The sequence below is a fragment of the Cobetia sp. Dlab-2-AX genome (assembly GCF_024124625.1).
GTDB lineage: Bacteria > Pseudomonadota > Gammaproteobacteria > Pseudomonadales > Halomonadaceae > Cobetia.
The window spans coordinates 166,493-187,731 of sequence record NZ_JAMXRV010000005.1; the positions used below are offsets into that span (position 1 = coordinate 166,493).

At 63.4% G+C, this 21,239-nt stretch carries 17 protein-coding genes; 9 read left to right on the forward strand and 8 right to left on the reverse strand.

Annotation, left to right across the window (positions count from 1 at the left end; all coding sequences use genetic code 11):
* Window positions 1–269: 269 nt before the first annotated feature.
* A complete protein-coding gene (locus NH396_RS10385; protein ID WP_176675840.1) occupies window positions 270–1,538 on the reverse strand; it encodes a NupC/NupG family nucleoside CNT transporter in 1,269 nt (422 codons plus the stop codon).
* A 319-nt stretch (window positions 1,539–1,857) separates the two neighbouring features.
* Between NH396_RS10385 and NH396_RS10390 the strand changes: the two genes are divergently transcribed.
* Window positions 1,858–2,634, forward strand: coding sequence for a DeoR/GlpR transcriptional regulator (locus NH396_RS10390; protein WP_176675839.1), 777 nt, complete (start codon window positions 1,858–1,860; stop codon window positions 2,632–2,634).
* 149 nt (window positions 2,635–2,783) lie between these two features.
* Here the strand turns inward: NH396_RS10390 and waaA are convergent, their stop codons facing one another.
* From waaA to NH396_RS10405, 3 genes are read right to left on the reverse strand one after another with little or no spacing between them, the layout of a single operon-like run.
* Window positions 2,784–4,106, reverse strand: a complete 1,323-nt coding sequence (waaA, locus tag NH396_RS10395) for a lipid IV(A) 3-deoxy-D-manno-octulosonic acid transferase (RefSeq protein WP_253063437.1) — start codon at window positions 4,104–4,106, stop codon at window positions 2,784–2,786.
* 2 nt (window positions 4,107–4,108) lie between these two features.
* Window positions 4,109–5,539 (reverse strand): bifunctional D-glycero-beta-D-manno-heptose-7-phosphate kinase/D-glycero-beta-D-manno-heptose 1-phosphate adenylyltransferase HldE, encoded by a 1,431-nt coding sequence (gene hldE / locus NH396_RS10400; RefSeq protein WP_253063439.1) that lies wholly within the window; start codon window positions 5,537–5,539, stop codon window positions 4,109–4,111.
* Window positions 5,539–6,702 carry a glycosyltransferase family 9 protein gene (locus NH396_RS10405; RefSeq protein WP_253063441.1) on the reverse strand — a complete coding sequence of 388 codons (1,164 nt, stop codon included), beginning with the start codon at window positions 6,700–6,702 and terminating at the stop codon, window positions 5,539–5,541. Before NH396_RS10405 ends, hldE begins: the two co-directional genes overlap by 1 nt.
* Before the next feature lie 4 nt (window positions 6,703–6,706).
* Between NH396_RS10405 and NH396_RS10410 the strand changes: the two genes are divergently transcribed.
* The 3 genes from NH396_RS10410 to NH396_RS10420 all read left to right on the forward strand — a co-directional run bounded on the left by NH396_RS10410 (window position 6,707) and on the right by NH396_RS10420 (window position 9,630).
* The gene (locus tag NH396_RS10410) at window positions 6,707–7,489 is read left to right on the forward strand and encodes a 3-deoxy-D-manno-octulosonic acid kinase (RefSeq protein WP_366071719.1); all 783 of its coding nucleotides are present in this window, start codon (window positions 6,707–6,709) and stop codon (window positions 7,487–7,489) included.
* Window positions 7,490–7,648: 159 nt separating this feature from the next.
* The gene (locus NH396_RS10415; protein WP_253063445.1) at window positions 7,649–8,494 is read left to right on the forward strand and encodes a glycosyltransferase family 2 protein; all 846 of its coding nucleotides are present in this window, start codon (window positions 7,649–7,651) and stop codon (window positions 8,492–8,494) included.
* Between the two features lie 2 nt (window positions 8,495–8,496).
* Window positions 8,497–9,630 (forward strand): glycosyltransferase family 4 protein, encoded by a 1,134-nt coding sequence (locus NH396_RS10420; RefSeq protein ID WP_253063447.1) that lies wholly within the window; start codon window positions 8,497–8,499, stop codon window positions 9,628–9,630.
* A gap of 124 nt (window positions 9,631–9,754) precedes the next feature.
* Here the strand turns inward: NH396_RS10420 and NH396_RS10425 are convergent, their stop codons facing one another.
* From NH396_RS10425 to rfaD, 3 genes are all read right to left on the reverse strand, one after another.
* Window positions 9,755–10,666: a hypothetical protein gene (locus tag NH396_RS10425; protein ID WP_253063449.1), complete on the reverse strand. Its 912-nt coding sequence runs from the start codon at window positions 10,664–10,666 to the stop codon at window positions 9,755–9,757.
* Window positions 10,663–11,682 carry a lipopolysaccharide heptosyltransferase II gene (waaF, locus tag NH396_RS10430; RefSeq protein ID WP_253063460.1) on the reverse strand — a complete coding sequence of 340 codons (1,020 nt, stop codon included), beginning with the start codon at window positions 11,680–11,682 and terminating at the stop codon, window positions 10,663–10,665. Before waaF ends, NH396_RS10425 begins: the two co-directional genes overlap by 4 nt.
* A 102-nt stretch (window positions 11,683–11,784) precedes the next feature.
* A complete protein-coding gene (gene rfaD, locus NH396_RS10435) occupies window positions 11,785–12,741 on the reverse strand; it encodes an ADP-glyceromanno-heptose 6-epimerase (RefSeq protein WP_175088931.1) in 957 nt (318 codons plus the stop codon).
* 169 nt (window positions 12,742–12,910) lie between these two features.
* Between rfaD and glyQ the strand changes: the two genes are divergently transcribed.
* From glyQ to NH396_RS10460, 5 genes are all read left to right on the forward strand, one after another.
* Window positions 12,911–13,867, forward strand: coding sequence for a glycine--tRNA ligase subunit alpha (gene glyQ / locus NH396_RS10440; RefSeq protein WP_253063462.1), 957 nt, complete (start codon window positions 12,911–12,913; stop codon window positions 13,865–13,867).
* A gap of 2 nt (window positions 13,868–13,869) precedes the next feature.
* A complete protein-coding gene (glyS, locus tag NH396_RS10445; RefSeq protein WP_253063464.1) occupies window positions 13,870–15,939 on the forward strand; it encodes a glycine--tRNA ligase subunit beta in 2,070 nt (689 codons plus the stop codon).
* Between the two features lie 376 nt (window positions 15,940–16,315).
* Window positions 16,316–16,945, forward strand: a complete 630-nt coding sequence (gene gmhB, locus NH396_RS10450) for a D-glycero-beta-D-manno-heptose 1,7-bisphosphate 7-phosphatase (protein ID WP_253063466.1) — start codon at window positions 16,316–16,318, stop codon at window positions 16,943–16,945.
* A gap of 137 nt (window positions 16,946–17,082) precedes the next feature.
* A complete protein-coding gene (gene luxS / locus NH396_RS10455) occupies window positions 17,083–17,595 on the forward strand; it encodes an S-ribosylhomocysteine lyase (protein WP_043331647.1) in 513 nt (170 codons plus the stop codon).
* 139 nt (window positions 17,596–17,734) lie between these two features.
* Window positions 17,735–18,664, forward strand: a complete 930-nt coding sequence (locus NH396_RS10460; protein WP_253063468.1) for an alpha/beta fold hydrolase — start codon at window positions 17,735–17,737, stop codon at window positions 18,662–18,664.
* A gap of 146 nt (window positions 18,665–18,810) precedes the next feature.
* On the opposite strand, the gene gyrB is transcribed toward NH396_RS10460, so the two are convergent.
* Entirely contained in the window at window positions 18,811–21,228 is a 2,418-nt protein-coding gene (gyrB, locus tag NH396_RS10465; RefSeq protein WP_253063480.1) for a DNA topoisomerase (ATP-hydrolyzing) subunit B, read from the reverse strand.
* Between the last annotated feature and the right edge of the window lie 11 nt (window positions 21,229–21,239).

Below are 21,239 nucleotides of genomic sequence, written 5' to 3' on the forward strand. Positions count from 1 at the left end.
AAGTCCGACGAAGGCGCGGAAGTGAAACTCGCAGGAGCCCAGTCCGGAAAGGCGGCGATGTTAGCACTTCCTCGCAAAAACGACAGAGCGACATTTCGGGGATGATCAACGTGCCATCGACGACAATGTGAACCTTTTCACACTCTCGTCAGGCACCTTGTCACCCCCGGCTTCCCCGAGCTGACATCCCGATGTTTCCTCGCTTGCCGCCCGGCACATGCCGGCAGGATGGCTCCCGTCGACTGACCGGGCGGAGAGCGAGGCATGCATCAGGCCGCCAGCGCCAGGAAGAAACCGGCAATCGCCGCCGACATCAGATTGGACAGCGTGCCGGCGAGTACCGCCTTGAGCCCCAGGCTTGCGATCTCATGACGGCGTGTCGGTGCCAGACTGCCCAGCCCCCCCAGCAGGATGGCGATCGACGACAGGTTGGCGAAGCCGCACAGCGCGAACGACAGCACTGCCATGGTGTAGGGCGTCATCACCGCGCCGGTGGCCGCCACGATGCTGTCACCGCTGAGGTAGGGCGCCAGATTGATGTAGGCGACGAACTCGTTCACCACCAGCTTCTGGCCGATGAAGGAACCCGCCAGGGTCGCCTCGCTCCACGGCACGCCCAGCAGGAAGGCCAGCGGCGCGAACAACCAGCCGAGAATCATGTCGAGACTCAGCGTGTCCATGCCGAACCAGCCGCCCACGCCGCCGAGAATGCCGTTGATCAGGCCGATCAGCGCGATGAAGGCCAGCAGCATCGCCCCGACATTGGCCGCCAGCTTGAGGCCGGAGGATGCGCCGGAGGCCGCGGCGTCCAGCACATTGGAAGGCGCATCATCATCCTTGAGCGAGGCATCCGCGACGGCGATCGAGTCGTCCGGCTTCTCCGTCTCCGGGAACAGCAGCTTGGCGAATAACAGCCCGCCGGGCGCGGCCATGAACGATGCCGCCACCAGGTACTCCATCGGAATGCCCAGCGCCGCATAGCCGCCCAGCACCGAACCGGCGACGGAGGCCAGGCCACCGCACATCACCGCGAACAGCTCGGAGCGCGTCATGCTGGCCAGATACGGCTTGACCACCAGCGGCGCCTCGGTCTGACCGACGAAGATGTTGGCCGTGGCCGAGAGTGACTCGGTACGTGACGTGCCCAGCACACGCTGCAGGCCGCCACCCAGCAGGCGAATCACCCACTGCATGATGCCGAGGTAGTAGAGCACCGCGATCAGCGACGAGAAGAAGATGATGATCGGCAGCACCTTGACCGCGAAGATGAAGCCGACACCACTGCCCGGATTGGCCAGGCTGCCAAACAGGAAGTTGATGCCCTGATCGGCATAGTTGACCACCTGACTGACGGCACCGGAGACACCGGCCAGCACTCCCTGGCCGAAGGAGGTGTAGAGCACGAAGGCGCCGATGGCCAGCTGGATGGCAAAGGCACCACCCACGGTGCGCAGGCGAATGGCGCGTCGATTCGACGACAGCGCCACGGCAATGAGGATGAGCGAAGCCATCCCGACGAGACTCATGAGGGGATTCATTGGGAAGATCCTGAGGGTTCTTGTGGTTGTTATAGAAGCTGCCTGCAGGGCTGCGATGCGCCGTCATCAACGTCGTGCAGTGTTATCCTGCATTCTCACCATGTTCAAAAAGTCACAACCTGACCAAATAGTCAATACGTCCGTTTTACCTCACGTCCACTTGTCTTCCAGCGCCAGACTGGCAATGTCAGGGGCAGTTTTGAGGTTCTCCCTGTGTGTCAGTGGTTTATCATCTGCTTCTGACGTGGGACGTGGCGCTTCAGCCCAGTTTTTCGCCAACGCTCCCTCATCGGAACCGGCACCAAAGGACAAAAGCCGCATGAACAATCACAGCGCCGCCCGACTCGACCGCCTGCAGGCCATTCTGCGCGAAGGCAGCCCTCTGCAACTGAGCGACGCCGCACGGCTATGCGCCGTCTCGGAGATGACCATTCGTCGCGACGTGGCGCACAGCAACGGACTGCTTGAAATTCTGGGTGGCCGCCTGTTGCTGGTCGATTCCTCCGCCGGCAGCGTCTATCGCCTGGATCGCGAGATCGACGCTAGCGCCCCGATCAAGCAAGCGCTGTGCCAGCAACTGGCCAGTCATATCGAGGATGGCGATACCCTGTACGTGGATTGCGGCACCACGCTGGTCCATCTGGCGGCCGCCATCGACCGCCAGCAGACGCTGACCCTGGTGACCTGCGCCCTGAATGTGGCCAATGCGGTCGGCCATCTGCCCGGGGTGCGGCTGGTGATGCTGGGGGGGCTGTTTCACCCGGCCACCCAGTCATTCACCGCCACCGACATGCCGGAGGCCATCCGCCGCCTCGGCATCAACAAGGCCTTTCTCTCGGCGGGCGGAGTGCATGCCGAGCGAGGCGTCAGCTGCTTCCATTTCCATGAGGTCGCGGCCAAGCAGGCCGCTCTGGAAAGCGCGATGCAGCGCTTCCTGATCGTCGATGCGCGCAAGTTCGAGATGGTGCGCCCCGCCTTCATCGCCCCACTGAGTGACTTTGATGTGGTGATCAGCAATGCCAGCCCCGCCGCACGTGATTGTCTGGGAGCGCTGGAGGCAGAAATGGGCGTGACGGCCGAGCTTGTCGACTGCTGAGCAGCTGATTGTCTTGCAGGAAGGAGCCAGGCCACTCGCAGCGCCAGACCACTGCCAAACACCTGGATACATAGAATAACCGCCGCATGATTGTGCGGCGCTTTCTGTCTGACCAGATAGTCAATGCACACTTTGCGTGCGCGGGGACGTCACAGCGGCAGGTGGTGCTCGAGCATCGCCAAGGTGCCGCTCAGCGCGCCACGATTGCGCGCCACGACCTGACTGGCCGCCTGGCCTGCCTTCTGCTGCGCGGCCTGATCCGAGAACAGCGCATTCACCGCTTCGGCCAATGCCGCGTCATCCGTGACGACCTGGAGCGCGCCTTCCGCGGCCATCACCTCGGCAATCTCGCTGAAGTTGTCCAGCGATGGGCCACTCAGCAGTGGCAGCCCCAACGCAGCGGGCTCGAGCAGGTTGTGCCCGCCGATGGGTACCAGACTGCCGCCGATGAAGGCGATATCACTGGCCGCATACAGCGTCAGCAATTCCCCGAGACTGTCACCGACCAGTACCGATACGGCATCAGCCACATCGGTGCCGCTCTCTGACATGACACTGCGCCGCAAGCTGCTCTCGCCGCGCGTCTGACACCACTGCGCCGCCTGAACGGCCACTGCCTCGAAGCGTTGCGGATGGCGCGGCACCAACAGCAGCAAGGCCTGAGGGTGCTGGTCACGCACCGCAGCATGCGCCGCGAGTATCTGGCCGTCCTCGCCGTCATGCGTCGAGGCGGCGATCCATACCGGCCGCTGCGTGAATGACTGGCGCAGCGCCTGGCCGTCGGCAACGACCTGTTCAGCAATGTCCAGTTCGAACTTGAGCGAGCCGACGGCCGTGCCGCGCGCTGGCGGCAGGCCAAGCGCCATGAAACGCTCCAGATCCTGCTGCGACTTGGCCGACAGACCACTGACATGGGCGAGGCTATCGCGCATCAGGGCGCCGATCCTGCGATAGCGCTGGAAGGCGCGCGGTGACAGGCGGCCATTGATGACGCATAGCGGAATGTCATCCCGCGCGCAGGCGGCCATCAGGTTGGGCCACAGTTCGGTTTCCACCATGATCGCCAGCGCCGGACGCAGCCGGCGCACGAAGCGCCGCGCGCTCAACGGGAAATCCAGCGGCAGGTAATGGTGTCGGGCCGGGGCAAGCTCCGACGAGCCCTGCGGGGTGTGCAGCAGACGTGCGGCCTGCGCAGCGCCGGTGGCCGTCATGGTCGTCAGCACCAGCGGGCGCCGTGGGTAGCGCTGACGCAGCGCCTCGACAAGACTCGCCACCATCACCACCTCGCCCAGCGAGGCGGCGTGCAGCCAGATGGGGCGCTCACTGTCGGGTGTGGTGTTCGGCGTGGAGGGGATGATACCCAGCCGCTCCAGGCGCGGGTGCTGGGCATCGTGCTCGCGCCAGACCCGCTGCCAGATGAGGGGCGACAGCAGGGTCAGCGCGGTGCTGTAGAGGCCGCGGGCAAGGCTCACGCCTAGTCCTCGCGATCGAGAATGGTGGCGATCATCGCGGTGGTGGAGACGCCGTCCTCGAAACCGAGCACGCGGACTTCACCGCCATTGGCGATCACCGCCTCTCCTCCGGCAATCTCTTCGGGGCGATAGTCGCCGCCCTTGACCAGCACATCCGGCAGCACGGCCTCGATCAGGCGTGCCGGGGTGTCTTCGCTGAAAGGCACCACCCAGGCGACCGCACCGAGGCCCGCCAGCACCTGCATGCGCCGCAGCACGGGATTGATCGGGCGTGTCGGCCCCTTGAGGCGTGCCACCGAGTCGTCGTCGTTGACGGCCACGATCAGGCGATCACCGTGGCGTGCCGCTTCCTGCAGGTAGGCCACGTGACCGGCGTGCAGGATGTCGAAGCAGCCGTTGGTCATCACCACCCGCTCGCCGCGCGCCTGGGCGGCCTTGACTGCCGGAATGAGCGCGGACTCCTGGATCACGCCGAATTCCGCCAGCTTGTCGCCGTGCAGCGCGGTGTAGAGCTCCGCCACCGACAGGGTCGCGGTACCCGGCTTGGCAACCACCAGACCCGCGGCCAGGTTGGCCAGCATCACGGCTTCCGGGAAGGCGTGACCGGCCGCCAGCGCCAGACCCAGCACGCCGATCACGGTATCGCCGGCACCGGTGACGTCGTAGACCTCACGCGCATGCGTCGGCAGGTGCAGCGGCTGATAGCCCTCGCGGATCAGGGTCATGCCCTTTTCGCTGCGGGTCACCAGCAGGGCTTCCAGCTCGAGCTCGGCACGCAGCGCCTCGCCCTTCTCGGCCAGTTCCTCATCGCTGCGGCACGGCCCGACGATGGTCTCGAACTCGGTCAGGTTGGGGGTGATGATGCTGGCGCCGCGATAGCGCGAGAAATCACTGCCCTTGGGGTCGACCAGCACACGCTTGCCCGCCGCACGCGCGGCGGCGATCAGCGCCTCGACCTGATTCAGCGAGCCCTTGCCGTAGTCGGAGAGAATCATCACGCCACTGGCGCCAAGCTCGGCCTCGACCTGGCTCACCAGCGCGCTGGTGTCCACCTCGTGCAACGGCTCCTCGAAATCGAGGCGCAGCAGCTGCTGATTGCGGCTCATCACACGCAACTTGGTGATGGTCGGCACGCTGTCACTGGCCTGGAAGCGAGTGATGACATTGGCGTTTTCCAATGCGCGGGTAAGGATGGCGGCGTTGTCATCCTGACCGACGACACCGGCGAGGGTGGCGTGTGCGCCGAGCGAGGCGATGTTGAGCGCGACGTTGGCAGCACCGCCGGGGCGGTCTTCGCTCTCGCCGACTCGTACCACCGGTACCGGCGCTTCCGGCGAGATGCGTGAGGTGCCACCGTGCCAGTAGCGATCGAGCATCACATCACCCACGACCAGCAGGCGAGCCTGTTCAAGCGCAGTCAGATCAAGCTTCATCAGGCGTCTCCGCGTGCAGAGGGGGATTGGGAAGAAGAAGTCTCGGTAGGGGAGACAGCCGCAGCCGGCAGACGTTCGCAACTCTGGCCACGAATGACGCCATCGGTGTCCGCCAGCAGCTCGGCGAGGCGCGCGATGACATCCTCGGCGCGGATCAGGCTCATGGCGTCCTGATGGCGCACGCGCTGGCCCCAGTTGATCTCGTCCATCTGCTTGTGAAGATAGGTCTTCACGGCGTCCGGATAGCGATTGACCACCAGGTGCTGCCAGCAGTACGGCGCCGCACGCTCGGGATTGGTGGTGGCGTACAGGCCGATCACCGGGGTGTTGAGCGCATTGCCCATGTGTACCGGGCCGGAATCCGGCGCGATTACCGCCACGGCGCGATCGATCATCGCCAGCAGGCCCTTGAGCGAGGTGCCACCGATGGCATCGATGACCGCGCCTTCGCTGACCAGCGCCTTGATGCGCGCGCCCATTTCACGTTCCTGCGGGCTGCCGCCACCGGTCATCACGCTGCGGATGCCATATTGCTGCCAGGCATGATCGACGACCGCTGCATAGCCTTCCGGCGACCAGTTGCGGAAGTTGCGCAGGCGCGGATTGGCACACGGGCTGATGATCAGATAGGGCGCCTCGCCAGTGACGCGTGCGGCTTCGGTGTAGGCCTCGGAGGGCACGTCGAGTCGCCAGTCGAGGCGGCAGTCCTCGACACCCAACGTACGCGCGAAGTCCATGAACGACTCCAGCACGTGGGCGCGCTCTCGCGGGGCCAGCTGATGGGAGGTAAAGAGGTACTGCCAGTCCTTGGCACGCGCACGGTCGTAACCGATGCGCACCTTGGCCTTGAGGCCCAGCGACAGCGCACTGGCACGCAGTGCCTGCTGCATGTGCAGCAGCACATCGAAGTGCGTGTCCTTGAGCTGTCGCCAGATGGCGCGCATGCCCGCAAGGCCGGTGGACTTGTCGTAGACCACGAACTCGACCCCGGTCAGGCCGGACAGTAGACTGTGCTCCCCCTTGCCGACGATCCAGGTAATGCGGGCCTCAGGCCACTGACGCTGCAAGGCGCGTACCGTTGGCACAAGATTGCAGACATCGCCGAGAGCGGAGAGCCGGAGCACGCAGATATGTGCGGGCTGGGCAGGGAGAGGATGCTTCATGCGGATGGCAGTTTTCCGAAATGAGAATGCCCACATTCTATATGATGGCGAAACAGCGCCACAAATGACGCCGGACTGGTTCATGCCATCGTTCTGGCGTGAACACGACGCCGTGACCGGCGAAGCGCCGGGGCGCGGGGCGAGTCTGTTCCTCGATGTCTGTCGTTTGCCGGCCGCACTGCAACCCGTCCAGACAACGGAAAGCCCCGCCCGCCGCTGGGCACTGCGGCCCTATCGTCGCGGCGGCCTGATCGCGAAGCTCGCCAGTCAGCGCTACCTCTACACCGGCCTTGAGCGCACCCGCGCCTTCGCCGAACTGCGCCTGACGGAGCGTCTGTATCGCCAGGGGCTGCCGGTGCCAGAGCCCGTCGGTGCCTGCGTGTGGCGGCATGGTCTGACCTACGAGGCCGCCCTGATCACGGTGCTGATTCCCGGCGCACGCGCCTTCGCCGATGACCTGATCGCCCTCGAAACACAACGCCTGCCTGCCGGGGCCGAGCTGCCCGAGGCCGTGCTCCGCCTGCTCGATACGGCTGGCCACGCCATCCGCGGCGTGCATGATGCCGGGCTTGAGCATGTCGATCTCAATGCACGCAATCTGCTGGTCGACGAAAGCGAACGCGTCTACGTGATCGATCTCGATCGCTGCCAGCTGCATGCCGAGGCACCTACCGACGCACGCTGGCGCAAGAACAATCTCTCCCGCCTGGGGCGTTCACTGGCCCGCTTCACCCCGACGCATCACGCGGCGTGCCTGGCCCGTATTCGCAGCGCCTATCACGCCTGAACCTGCAGCGTATCGCCCTGCAGGCATCGACGCCCATGCAGTGTACGATAGCGACATGAATCGTCGGCAGACGCTTCGCCCAGGCGAGCCTGCCACTGCGTCCCATCGGCGCCTGCCACACCCCGTCGTGCTGCAGGCGCTCTCAAGACAGAGACCGTCATGAACACGAGCGACGAGGCCTCGGCCGCCCCTTCACCCGATGGCAAGCTGCGCACTGCGGTGCCCATCACCGGCTGTGTCATCACCCTCAATGAAGCCCACAACATCGAGGACTGCCTGCGCTCGCTGGGCCAGGTCTGCGAGGAGCTGATCGTGGTCGATTCCGGCTCCACCGATGCCACCTGCGAACTGGCGCGCAACATGGGCGCCGTGGTGATCGATCAACCCTACCTGGGCGACGGGCCGCAGAAGAATGTCGGGCCGAGCCATGCCAGTCACCGCTGGGTGCTGTCACTGGATGCCGATGAGCGCCTGACCGACGGTGCCGTCAGCGCCATCCGCGAACTGGCACTCGACAGCACGCCCCACGACGGCTTCGCGCTGCGGCGTCGCAACTTCATCGGCTCGCGCTGGGTGCGACATGCCGGCTGGTATCCCGATTACTGCCTACGCCTGTATGACCGCGAGAAACTCGCCTTCCGCGATTCGCGTCAGCACAGCTCGGTGCAGGCCAACCATCCCTGTGAACTGGACGCCGATCTCGAGCATTACAGCTTCGCCAATCTCGGTGAGCTGTTCGTCAAGGCCAGCGGCCGTTTCTCGAACCGCGCCGCCAAGATCATGTATCAGAAGGGAAAACGCGCCAACGCCTTCACGCCCTTCCTGCATGCCAGCAATGCCTTCATGCGCAAGTTCGTCTTCCAGGCCGGCTTCCGCGATGGCGTCGATGGCTTCTCGGTGGCGCTGTCGGCCAGCGTCAATGCCTACCTGAAATACGCCAAGCTGCTGGAATTCCAGCGCGACGCCAAGGTGCGTGAGGCCGAAGATTTCAACAAGGTATGGTGACCATGACCTCTAGCCGTGAGCCGACTGCCGCGCGAGGTGTGACGCGCCCGCTTCACGTACGCCACGTCAATCTGGCACGTGGCTTTCGCGGCGGTGAGCGCCAGACGCTCAACCTGATCGCGGACCTGGCGCGACGCGCAAGCCCGGGGGAGAACGGCGAAGCCGGCGCGCCGCTCCGTCAGTCACTGGTGTGCCTGCGGGGCTCGCCCTTGATCAGCGAACTGGCGGCTCTCGAGCTGGCTGTCACGGTGGAAGTGATCGAGATCAGCGGACGCTTCAGGGGCCATCTCGGTCAGCCCCGCGCCGACATCGTGCATGCTCATGAAGCCAAGGCCGTGCACTGGGCATGGCTGCATCAGCGCCTCACCGGCACGCCCTACCTGCTGACACGCCGGGTGCCCCAGCCGGTGAAGGACAAGCCCTTCAATCGCCTGACCTATCGCGCGGCCGCCTGCCGGGTGGCGATTTCGTCGGTGATCGAATCTCACCTGCGGGAGCGCCAATGGGGTGAGACGGCGTTGATCCCCAGCACCCTCGCCCACCTGCCCAGCGACAAGCAAGCCGTGGCCAAGCTACGCCAGCGCTTCGGCAATACGTCCGCGGGGGGTCGCATCGTCATCGGGCATGTCGGCGCCCTGGTGGACCGCCACAAGGGCCAGCGAGTGCTGATCGAGGCGGCCCGCAGGCTGCGCGACAGCCACCCGCAGCTGCTGTTCGTCTGCCTGGGCGCCGGCGAGGACGAAGCGGCCTTCAAGGCGGAAAGTGCCGATCTCGACAATCTGGTCTGGGAAGGCTTCCATACCAATGTCGGCGACTATCTGGAAGCCTTCGATCTGTTCGCCTTTCCATCACGCAATGAGGGCCTCGGCTCGATTCTGCTCGACGTGATGGATCACGGCGTCCCGATCATCGCAAGCGATGTGGATGGCATCCCCGACATCGTGCATGACGACAGCACCGGCGTGCTGGTGCCCAGCGGCGATGCACAGGCACTGGCTGCCGCCATCGTGGCACTCGTCGCGGATGCACCACGTCGGGAGCGGCTGGTCGCGGGGGCGCGTGCGCATCTGGCACGCTTCACTCCCAGCGCCATGGGCGAGGCCTATCTGGGGCTTTATCAACGGCTGGCACGCTAGATCGCTTTTCAGTTCAGGTACCTATCGCCTATCGCTCGGCCAAAGAACGAAAAAAGCCCTGTTTCATGTGAAACATCACAATGAAACAGGGCTTTTTCGTCTGACTAAACAGCAGGTTAGCGACTCAGGCGCGCGAATCACCGTCCTCCAGGCCGCGCAGATCCGGCCAGCCCTCGTCCACGCCCAACACGGGATATGTCCTGGGATCCAGCGGGCCTGGTTCGCTTTCGGGGCGACACTCACGCAGCGCAGCCTGCAGCCGCTGCAGGGCCTCATCGCCTTCGGCACCAGCGGTCACCCTGTCCCAGAACTCACGATGTACCGCCTTGATGACGACGGGCACGCTGGGCACACCGACCTGTTGCGCCATGGCCAGACGATGCAGACCACGGTTGATCTTGAGCAGGCGACCCTCACGTGTCACCGCGACGCCCATCTCGTCCTTGGTGATGCCCTGACGAAAGCCATTGCTGGCCATGTCCTGCAGATAGCCGCGATAACAGCGCAGATAGCCGAGAATCTGCTCCTCGCTGTCCATCAACAGTCCATCACGCGGTGACGACCACGGCTTGCCCGCCTCCAGCAAGGCCTTCAAGTGCTGATAACGCTCCGTCACCGTCAGGTCATCGCCATGCTCGATCAGGTCCCGCATCAGCCGCGAGCGTGAACCGAAGCGGAAGGCACCACGCCGCAGGTCCCAGTCGCCGTCCCAGATGAAGGCGTTGGAGGATGGCCGCTTGCGCTTGTCACGCCCGAAGTTGACGTCGCGCACCAGCTCCCGCGGATTGACCCAGACCGTCAGCGCCTCCTGCCCCATCACGTCTTCCAGCGCATGACGCGGCAGGCCACGGCGCTCAAGGGACTGATGGCGTGCACGCTGGCGCTTCCAGCGCATCAACCAGCAACGACTGAACGGCAGTATCAGGTGGTGCTCGCACCAGGCACGCAGCGCCTCTATCCGCTGAGCACGCTGCATGGCCCCGCGCATGCGCGGGTGGATCAGATCATCCGTCGTGCGGTTTCTCGGCAGGTTCACCGCGCATCCTCATCCAGCGAGATCGCCGTCAACAGTCGCTCGGGAGCAATATGATTCAGACAGTTGGTATGCCCCAGCGGGCAGACACGCTTGAAGCAGGGTGAACACTCCAGCGCCAGCCAGTGGATCTCGCGATTGGCCGTCAGCGGCGGCGTGTAATGCGGCGACGAGGAACCGTAGATGCCCTGGATACGGGCCCCTACCGCGGCCGCCACATGCATCAGGCCGGAGTCATTGCTGACTACTTCCCGACACTCGGCGATCAGATCCACCGCATCCGCCAGCCGCGTCTTGCCACACAGGTTGTGAACGCCCGCAAGCCCTTGAGCGATCTCCTCCCCCGCCGCGACATCCTTGGGGCCACCGAAGATGCGCACCTCGGCCCCCTGCCGGGTCAATGACTCGGCAAGCGCGCGAAAGTGCGCCAGCGGCCACTGCTTGGCCGGGCCATATTCCGCCCCGGGCATCATGCCGATGATGGGCGCCGGCGGCGCTACCAGACCAAGCTCATCGCGTAGACGCCGCTGATTGGCGCTGTCGGTGACCAGAGCGGGCTCCGGGATGCCCACTGGCGGATTGGCCTCCTCAACGGGCAGGCCCAGTGACGTGAAGCGCTTGACGGTCTGATCGAGCACCGACTTGTCGAGCCTGCGGCACTCGGTGAGCAGGCCGTAGCGCTGCTCACCGGTGAAGCCGACCCGCACCGGAATGCGCGCGAAGAACGGTACCAGCGCTGACTTCCACGAGCGCGGCAACACGATGGCGCGGTCGAAGCGTCCACGCAGTGAACGCCCGAGCTGCCAGCGCGCCTTGAGGGCGAAGTCACCATGCCCCGCCGGCAACGCCAGTGCCTCCTCGACCTCGGGCATGCGCTCGATGATCGGCTGCGACCAGGCGGGCGCCAGCACACTGATCCGGCAGCCGGGCGAGCGCTGCTTCAGCGTCATGAACAGGCTCTGCGCCATCACCATGTCGCCGACCCAGCTGGGCCCGACCACCAGAATGCGCTCACTCATGCCTTGCTCCTCTTCACGGCCAATCCTCCTTGCGGGTGCGCTTGCCCTGCCCCATCGCCCTTGCGAGGCAGGCGCTCGCACTCAGTCCAGACGCGCTTAGACTCAGCGATTCAGCCATTCGAGATAGGCGCGGGTGCCCTGGGCAACGGTCTTGAATTCGACGTTGCAGCCGGCCTTGCGCAGCTTGCCGATGTCGGCACGCGTGAAGCTCTGGTAGCGGCCCTTGAGGTTTTCCGGGAAGTCGATGTACTCGATCTCGCCCTTCTCGTAGTACTCGATGACGGTCTCGGCGATCGCCTTGAACGGCTCGGCGCGACCGGTGCCCAGATTGAAGATGCCGGAGGCTTCAGGGTGGTCGAGGAACCACAGGTTCACGTCGACCACATCACCGACATAGACGAAGTCACGGCTCTGCATGCCGGCTTCAAAGCCATCGTAGGCGCCGAACAGCTTGGGGTTCTCGCCGGCCTTCACCTGGGTGTGATGGTGATAGGCAACGCTGGCCATCTTGCCCTTGTGCTGCTCACGCGGGCCGTAGACATTGAAATAGCGGAAGCCGACGACCTGGGTGGTCAGGCTGTCCCAGCGCTGGCGCACGTGCTGATCGAACAGCAGCTTGGAGTAGCCGTAGACGTTGAGCGGACCTTCGAACTCCGGCGTTTCCTTGAAGACCTGGCTGTCGCCGTAGGTCGCCGCGGAGCTCGCGTAGAGGAAGGGAATCCGGTTCGCTTCGCAGAAGTTGAGCAGCACCTTGGAGTACTCGAAGTTGTTCTCGAGCATGAACTGGCCGTCCCACTCGGTTGTGTCGGAGCAGGCGCCTTCGTGGAAGATCGCCTCGATCTTCGGCAACTCGGCATACTCACCCATCAGGCTCGACTGGACGCGAATCAGGAAGTCGTCCTTGTCGAGGTAATCGGCGATGGTCAGGTCCGCCAGATTGACGAACTTGGTGCCGTCACTCAGGTCATCCACCACCAGGATATCGGTACGGCCGCGGTCATTGAGTGCCTTGACGATATTGGCACCGATGAAGCCGGCGCCTCCGGTAACGACGATCATTTGAGCTCCCAGAGCCTCTAGAGGCTTGTAGGCAACGCGCGCGTTCAGCAACGCGACACATCAGAATTTGGAAATGGCACGCACTCGGTTTCGTCTGCGGCCTATAACCCGATAAGCGGGGATTGTATACTCGGCAGTTCTCGAATTCATGGGCCAACGGGCTTCACCAATGACACAGCCAGACGTGAAAACCTTCCAGGGCCTGATTCTGGCCCTGCAGCAATACTGGGCCGAACAGGGTTGCATCATCCTGCAACCATTGGATATGGAGGTTGGCGCGGGGACTTTCCACCCGGCGACCTTCCTGCGCTCCATCGGTCCTGAAACCTGGAACGCTGCCTACGTGCAGCCTTCCCGCCGTCCCACCGACGGCCGCTACGGCGAAAACCCCAATCGCCTGCAGCACTATTATCAGTTCCAGGTGGTGATGAAGCCGTCACCGGCCAACCTGCAGGAGCTCTATCTGGGCTCGCTGGAGCGTCTGGGCATCGACCCGCTGGTCCACGACATCCGTTTCGTCGAGGACAACTGGGAATCTCCGACGCTGGGCGCCTGGGGCCTCGGCTGGGAAATGTGGCTCAACGGCATGGAAGTGACCCAGTTCACCTACTTCCAGCAGGCAGGTGGCATCGAATGCTTCCCGGTCACCGGCGAGCTGACCTACGGCCTCGAGCGCATCGCGATGTACCTGCAGGACGTGGACAGCGTCTACGATCTTATCTGGACCACCGCGCCGGACGGCTCCGTCGTGACCTATGGCGACGTCTTCCTGCAGAACGAGAAGGAGCAGTCGGCCTACAACTTCGAGCACGCTGCCGTGCCGGAGCTGTTCGCGGCCTTCGATCACTGCGAGAGCGAGTGCCAGAAGCTGCTGACCGCCAACCTGCCGCTGCCGGCCTACGAGCAGGTACTGAAGGCATCACATACCTTCAACCTGCTGGATGCGCGTCACGCCATCTCCGTCACCGAGCGTAAGCGCTACATCCTGCGCGTGCGCACTCTCGCCCGTGATGTGGCCCACGCCTATTACGATTCGCGCAAGGCCGCCGGCTTCCCGCTGGCCCCGCAGGCGCTGCGTGATGAGCTGCTCGCCGCCGATGACACCACTACCGAGGGAGACGCGTAAGCATGGCCTCCGTGAATACCCTGCTGATCGAACTGGGCTGCGAAGAACTGCCGCCGGGCGCCATCGACGCACTCGCTGACAGCCTCGCCAACGGCCTCGCCGATGGCCTGCGCGACGCCGAAGTCGCCTTCGGTCAGGTACGTGCCTACGCCACACCGCGTCGTCTGGCGGTGATGATCGAATCCCTGGCCGAGCGTCAGCCGGACCGCGAGATCGAGAAGCGCGGGCCGGCCAAGGCCGCCGCCTTCAAGGATGGCGAACCGACCCGTGCGGTGCAGGGCTTCGCCCGCTCCTGCGGTGTCGAAGTCAGTGATCTGATCGAGCTGGAAACCGACAAGGGCACCTGGCTCGGCTATCGTCACACCCAGCCGGGCGAGCATCTCTCCGCCCTGCTGCCGGCCATGCTGGAGCAGGTCGTGGCTCGCCTGCCGGTGCCGAAGAACATGCGCTGGGGTGCCTCACGCATCGAGTTCTCGCGTCCGGTGCATTGGCTGGTCGCGCTCTACGGCAGCGAAGTGATCGAGGCCAGCGTGCTCGGCCTCGACTCCGGTCGTACCACTTTCGGTCACCGCTTCCATGCGCCGCAGGCCATCACGCTGGCGCACGCCGAGGACTACCTCGACGCGCTGGAAGGCGCCCGCGTGCTGGCCAACCGTGAGGTGCGTCGTGAGCGTATCCGCGAACAGGTTCAGGCCGAGGCAGAAGTCTATGGTGCCAACGCCGTCATCGAGGAAGCCCTGCTCAACGAGGTCAACGGCCTCGTGGAATGGCCGGTGGCACTGACGGGCACCTTCGACGAGCGCTTCCTGGAAGTGCCGGCGGAGTGTCTGATCTCCTCCATGAAGGCCAATCAGAAGTACTTCCACCTGCTGGACAACGACGGCAAGCTCAAGCCGGCCTTCATCACCATCTCCAATATCGAGAGCAAGGACCCGCAACAGGTCATCTCCGGTAACGAGAAGGTGATTCGTCCGCGTCTGGGCGATGCCGCCTTCTTCTACGAGACCGATCTGCGCAGCACGCTGGAATCGCGTCGCGAGAAGCTCGAGAGCGTCGTCTTCCAGCAGAAGCTGGGCAGCATGGCCGAGAAGGCCCGTCGCAGCGAAGCCGTGGCACGCCACATCGCGGAACGCATCGGCGCTGATGTCGACCACGCCGCACGTGCTGCACAGCTGGCCAAGACCGACCTGGTCACCGAGATGGTGCTGGAGTTCCCGGAACTGCAGGGCATCATGGGCCACTACTACGCCCGTCACGATGGCGAAGATGCCACCGTCGCTCTCGCGCTGGAAGAGCAGTATCTGCCGCGCTTCGCCGGCGATGCGATCCCCACGACCAAGGCCGGCATGGCGATTGCCCTGGCCGACCGTCTCGACACCCTGACCGGCATCTTCGGTATCGGTCAGCGTCCGACCGGCGCCAAGGACCCGTTCGCGCTGCGTCGCGCCACCATCGGGGTGCTCAACATCCTGATCAAGGGTGAGCTGGACCTCGACCTGCGCGAGCTGCTGAGCGTCAGCGCCGAGCAGCATCGTGATCTGCCCAAGGCCGAGGGACTGGCCGAGGACGTGCTCGAGTACATGCTCGATCGCTTCCGCGCCTGGGCCAACGACGAAGGTATGGGGGCCGAGCTGTACCTGGCCGTGCGTACCCTGAAGATCAGCAACCCGCTGGACTTCGCACTGCGTCTGCGTGCCGTGCACGCCTTCGGCGAACGCCCGGAAGCCGCTGCTCTGGCGGCAGCCAACAAGCGTGTCTCCAACATCCTCGCCAAGGCCAAGCACGATGGTCGCACCGAGGTGGATGCGAGCCTGCTGAGCGAGCCGGCCGAGCAGGCATTGGCAGACGCCCTGACGGCACGTGGCGCGGAAGTGGCACCACTGTTCGCTGCGGCGCGCTACCAGGAGGCCCTCGATGCACTGGCCAGCCTGCGCGAACCGGTCGATGCCTTCTTCGATCAGGTGATGGTCAATGCCGACGATGCCGCCGTGCGTGCCAATCGTCTGGCGATGCTGGCGAGTCTGCAAGGCCTGTTCATGGGGGTGGCCGACATCAGTCTGCTGACCCAATGAGATCTGCCGATCCACGCTGTCCCTGATATCGTTGAACCGCAGCCTCTGCAAAAGAACCCCGCCACAGCGGGGTTCTTTTGTATCCGGGGTCCTGAAATGCCATGTTGCGTGACAGGATTTCACGCAACATGGCAGCGATGTCACAATTTCTGGCTTGATCCCCTACCTAGGTCGCACTAGTATTCCAGTATAGAAACAGTGTTCGAAAAGCGCGACAGCCTGTCCCACCACGCACTTCGAGCACTCGGCGCCATTTGCCCATCCCCACGTGCGAGCGTCATCTTGTGACTCGGCTCACAATTTCCCAGGCAAAGCGGCGACCCCTGACAAGCAGCCCGGCTGACGCCCCTGACTGCCCTGAAGTGAAGAGTTGACCATGCAAAAACTGATCGTGCTCGACCGTGATGGTGTCATCAATGAAGACTCCGATGCCTTCGTCAAGAATGCCGAAGAGTGGATCGAATACCCCACTTCCATCCAGGCCATCGCCCGTCTGACCCGCGCTGGCTACACCGTGGCCGTGGCGACCAATCAGTCCGGCATCGCCCGTGGCCATTTCGGCCACCGCGAACTCGACCAGATGCACACCAAGATGATGCGGCTGGTGAAGGAAGCCGGTGGCGATATCGCTCATATTGCGTACTGCCCACATGGCCCGGACGACGGCTGCGATTGCCGCAAGCCCGAACCCGGCCTGCTCCACCAGATCCAGGATGCCCTGCAGATTCCCGACTTTGAAGGAGCCTGGATGCTGGGCGACAGCCTGCGTGACCTCGTCGCGGGCCAGAAGGCCGGCTGTCGCGCCGCGCTGGTGATGACCGGCAAGGGCCAGAAGACGCTGGCAGATGGTGAGGGCCTCAAGGACGTGCTGGTAGTGGCCAACCTGGCCGACTTCACCAACCGCCTGCTCGATGGTGAGCTCAACCACCCCATATCGGATGGTGAGCCGGGAAAGTCCCAGCGCCGCTGCGTGAGCTGTGAAGCCGCTGCCGAAAGCTATCTGTGAGGCGCGCCTGCCCGGCGAGAACCCTGCGCACGGCGCGCTTGCCTCTCTAATCAACAGCGGCGATATGCTACCCTTCAGACATGAATCCGGGCGGGCAACTGCCTGCCTGTCTCACTTCCTCATGCTGGAGGCTTCACATGCCACTGCTGGATAGCTTCACTGTCGATCACACCATCATGAAGGCGCCCGCCGTGCGCGTGGCCAAGAAGATGGGCACCCCGAAAGGCGACAACATCACCGTCTTCGACCTGCGCTTCTGCGTGCCGAATGAAGAGATTCTCTCCGAGAAGGGCATTCACACCCTCGAGCACCTGTTCGCCGGCTTCATGCGCGAGCACCTCAACGGTGATGATGTCGAGATCATCGATATCTCACCGATGGGTTGCCGTACCGGTTTCTACATGAGCCTGATCGGTGAACCGGAAGAAGCTCGCGTTGCCGCTGCCTGGTCTGCTGCCATGCAGGACGTGCTCAACGTGGCGCGTCAGGAAGAGATTCCGGAGCTCAACGTCTATCAGTGCGGCACCGCACAGATGCACTCTCTGGAAGAAGCCAAGCAGATCGCCAGCAACATCCTGTCCCGCGATATCGGCGTCAACCGCAATGACGAGCTGAAGCTGGATGAAGGCTTCCTCAATCAGGCGCACTGAGCCTTGAGGCAGCAAGCCTTGAGGCACGGGGCTTGATCAGCCTGTCGAGTGCGCCGTGCACTTGAACGAAAAAGCCCGCTATCTGACCGGATCAGATAGCGGGCTTTTTCATGACGTGACATCCGAGCGAGTGTAGCCAATGCCAGATTCCAGCCGCCATGCCTTTGATTTCACGACCTTCCTGGCAGACAAGGAAACGTGGTCAGCGCCGAATGAACTCGTCCCCTACCGCTGCCGCGATGACAGCCGCCTGGGCTGTCGCCATTATCCCGCAACAGGCATGTCAGGGAGCCGCTCACACCTCATCCTGCTGCATGGCTCCAGTGCTGACAGCCGTTATCTCGCATCGCTGGCAACGCGCCTGGCTGAGGCTGGTCATTATGTGCATACGCCAGACTTGCGCGGCCACGGCCCAGCTCCGCAGCGACGTGGCGACATCGACCACCTGCTCCAGCTCGAGGAAGATCTCGAGGACCTGATCCTGTCGCTAGAGCTACCAGCCGATGCCAGAGTCATTGTCGCTGGCCACTCTGCCGGGGGCGGCCTGGCACTGCGCTTCTCGGCCGCAGTCTGCCAGCGCCAGCGTGCCAACGTTCCGCTGCACGGCGTCATACTGCTGGCACCGTACCTGCATCATCTCGCGCCCAACATGCGACGTGATTCACACTGGGCACAGCCACGCCTCGCGCGGATGCTGGCCTGCGCGCTGCTGAACCGGCTCGGCATCCATCGCCTGGATCATATTGAGGTGCTTGGCTTCAATATCCCGCCAGAGTACCGCGATGCACATACCACCGACGCCTACTCGTGGCGCTTGATGACGGGCCTCAATCCTCGCGACTACCAAAGTGACCTCAAGGCGCTCGCCCATCGTCAGCTGCCAGTGCTGGCGCTGATCGGCGAGCATGACGAGGCGTTTCATGCCGAGCGCCTTGCTCAATGTCTGCAACCCCACCATTCCGTGGCGCAGGTGGAAATCCTCGAGACGATCGATCACCTGGGGCTTGCGACAGCCTTTATCACGGCAGAGCGAATCACCGCCTGGCTGAACGAGCAACGCGCCGGCTGAGACTGAGCCAAGCCCTGTCCCGCACTGTCATCCTTGTTAATGATTGCGGCAACACGCACATGCAAAAACGGCCCCTGATCGAAGATCAGGGGCCGTTTTTCTGGCCCGGCTTGGCAAGACCTCCGCCAAGCGCTAGCTCAACGCCATCAGACGTCGAGATTGGCCACCAGCGCGAAGCGCTCGATGAAGTCACGGCGCGGTTCGACTTCGTCACCCATCAGGGTGTTGAACATCTGATCGGCACCGATCGCATCCTCGACGGTCACACGCAGCATGCGACGGGACTCCGGATCCATGGTGGTTTCCCATAGCTGATCCGGGTTCATCTCACCCAGCCCCTTGTAGCGCTGAATGCTGAAGCCACGTGCCGCTTCCTTCATCAGCCAGTCGAGGGCTTCGTAGAAGGTGCCGACTTCCTTCTTGCGCTCACCGCGCGATACGTAGCTGCCAGCCTCCAGCAGGCCTTCCAGCATGTTGCCCAGCTCACTCATCTCGCGGTAGTCGGCGGACTTGAAGAAATCGACATCCCACAGGTAATCACTGCTGACACCATGTGCCGTCAGCGTCACTGCTGGGAGATAGAGATTGCGCTCGCCGTCATGACTGAGAGTGAAGTTGTAGTGCGGGCCACCCTCATAGGCGATCAGGTCATCCATTTCCTTCTGGAGACCGTCGATCCAGCCTTGCACCTGAGACTTGTCCGTGAGAGCGGCCTCATCCAGATGCGGAGCGTGCACGATCTTGCGCAGCACGGCAGACGGGTAGACACGCGCCAGACGATCGATGCGCTTCATCACGCCACGATACTGGTTGACCAGTGCTTCCAGCTGAGCGCCAGCGATACCCGGGGCATCGGCGTTGACATGCAGCTTGCCGCCGTCCAGCGCCGTGGCGGTCAGATAGTCCTGCAGCGCCTGCTCATCCTTCAGATACTGCTCATGCTTGCCACGCTTGATCTTGTAGAGCGGTGGCTGGGCAATGAAGATATGACCACGTTCGATCAGCTCTGGCATCTGACGGAAGAAGAAGGTCAACAGCAGCGTACGGATGTGCGAACCATCGACGTCGGCATCCGTCATGATGATGACGGAGTGATAGCGCAGCTTGTCGGGGTTGAACTCCTCGCGACCGATACCACAACCCAATGCGGTGATCAGTGTGCCGACCTCGGCGGACGACAGCATCTTGTCGAAGCGCGCCTTCTCGACGTTGAGGATCTTGCCCTTCAGCGGCAGGATCGCCTGAGTGCGACGATCACGCCCCTGCTTGGCGGAGCCACCAGCGGAATCACCCTCGACCAGGTAAAGTTCCGAGAGGCTCGGGTCCTTCTCCTGGCAGTCGGCCAGCTTGCCCGGCAGACCGGCGATATCCAGCGCGCCCTTGCGCCGCGTCATATCACGCGCCTTGCGCGCGGCTTCACGTGCGCGAGCCGCATCCAGCATCTTGTTGACGATGGCCTTGGCTTCGTTGGGCTTCTCGATCAGATAATCCGAGAACAGACGCCCCATTTCCTGCTCCACCGCCGTCTTGACCTCGGAAGAGACCAGCTTGTCCTTGGTCTGGGAGGAGAACTTCGGGTCCGGCACCTTGACCGAGATGATCGCGGTCAAACCTTCACGGGCATCATCCCCGGTCGTGCCGACCTTGGATTTCTTGAGCAGGCCTTCCGCCTCGATATAGCTATTGAGCGTGCGCGTCAATGCTGCACGGAAACCGGCCAGGTGCGTGCCGCCATCGCGCTGGGGAATATTGTTGGTGTAGCAGAAGATGTTCTCGGCGAAGCCTTCATTCCATTGCATCGCCACTTCGACGGCTATGCCATCCTCGCGCTCCATCTCGAAATGGAACACCGGATTCAAGGGCGCCTTGTTGGTGTTGATATGGTCAACGAAGGCTTTGAGGCCGCCCTCATAATGGAACAGCTCTTCCTTTGCGGAGCGCTCATCGATCAGACGGATGGCGACACCAGAGTTCAGGAAGGACAGCTCCCGCAGACGCTTGGCCAGAATATCGTAATGGAATTCGATATTGGCAAAGGTCTGTGGGGAAGGCTTGAAGCGCACCAGGGTGCCGGTCTTCTCGGTCTGGCCCACGATGGCCAGCGGCGACTGCGGCTCGCCATGGTGATAGATCTGCTCGTGGACATTGCCCTGACGCCAGATGGTCAGCTTGAGCTCTTCGGATAGCGCGTTGACGACCGAGACCCCTACCCCGTGCAGACCGCCGGAGACCTTGTAGGAGTTGTCATCGAACTTACCGCCGGCGTGCAGCACGGTCATGATGACTTCCGCTGCGCTGACGCCTTCCTCTTCATGGATCTCGGTCGGCACACCACGACCGTTGTCGCTGACGGAAACTGACTCGTCGGCATGGATAACGACCCGGACTTCGCTACAGTGACCGGCCAGCGCCTCGTCGATGGAGTTATCCACCAGCTCGAACACCATATGATGCAGCCCCGTGCCGTCATCGGTATCACCGATATACATGCCGGGGCGCTTGCGTACGGCATCCAGACCCTTGAGGACCTTGATGCTTGATGAGTCGTAAGCCTGTTCGCTCATTGGCTTCTCCG

Coding starts and splice junctions, on each gene's coding strand:
- hldE (WP_253063439.1), bottom strand. CDS start 5,539: ATGAAGCTTGATCTGACTGCGCTTGAACAGGCTCGCCTGCTGGTCGTG.
- gmhB (WP_253063466.1), top strand. CDS start 16,316: ATGCAAAAACTGATCGTGCTCGACCGTGATGGTGTCATCAATGAAGAC.
- glyS (WP_253063464.1), top strand. CDS start 13,870: ATGGCCTCCGTGAATACCCTGCTGATCGAACTGGGCTGCGAAGAACTG.
- NH396_RS10410 (WP_366071719.1), top strand. CDS start 6,707: ATGGCAGTTTTCCGAAATGAGAATGCCCACATTCTATATGATGGCGAA.
- NH396_RS10405 (WP_253063441.1), bottom strand. CDS start 6,702: ATGAAGCATCCTCTCCCTGCCCAGCCCGCACATATCTGCGTGCTCCGG.
- glyQ (WP_253063462.1), top strand. CDS start 12,911: ATGACACAGCCAGACGTGAAAACCTTCCAGGGCCTGATTCTGGCCCTG.
- gyrB (WP_253063480.1), bottom strand. CDS start 21,228: ATGAGCGAACAGGCTTACGACTCATCAAGCATCAAGGTCCTCAAGGGT.
- luxS (WP_043331647.1), top strand. CDS start 17,083: ATGCCACTGCTGGATAGCTTCACTGTCGATCACACCATCATGAAGGCG.
- NH396_RS10420 (WP_253063447.1), top strand. CDS start 8,497: ATGACCTCTAGCCGTGAGCCGACTGCCGCGCGAGGTGTGACGCGCCCG.
- NH396_RS10415 (WP_253063445.1), top strand. CDS start 7,649: ATGAACACGAGCGACGAGGCCTCGGCCGCCCCTTCACCCGATGGCAAG.
- NH396_RS10460 (WP_253063468.1), top strand. CDS start 17,735: ATGCCAGATTCCAGCCGCCATGCCTTTGATTTCACGACCTTCCTGGCA.
- NH396_RS10390 (WP_176675839.1), top strand. CDS start 1,858: ATGAACAATCACAGCGCCGCCCGACTCGACCGCCTGCAGGCCATTCTG.
- waaF (WP_253063460.1), bottom strand. CDS start 11,682: ATGAGTGAGCGCATTCTGGTGGTCGGGCCCAGCTGGGTCGGCGACATG.
- NH396_RS10385 (WP_176675840.1), bottom strand. CDS start 1,538: ATGAATCCCCTCATGAGTCTCGTCGGGATGGCTTCGCTCATCCTCATT.
- rfaD (WP_175088931.1), bottom strand. CDS start 12,741: ATGATCGTCGTTACCGGAGGCGCCGGCTTCATCGGTGCCAATATCGTC.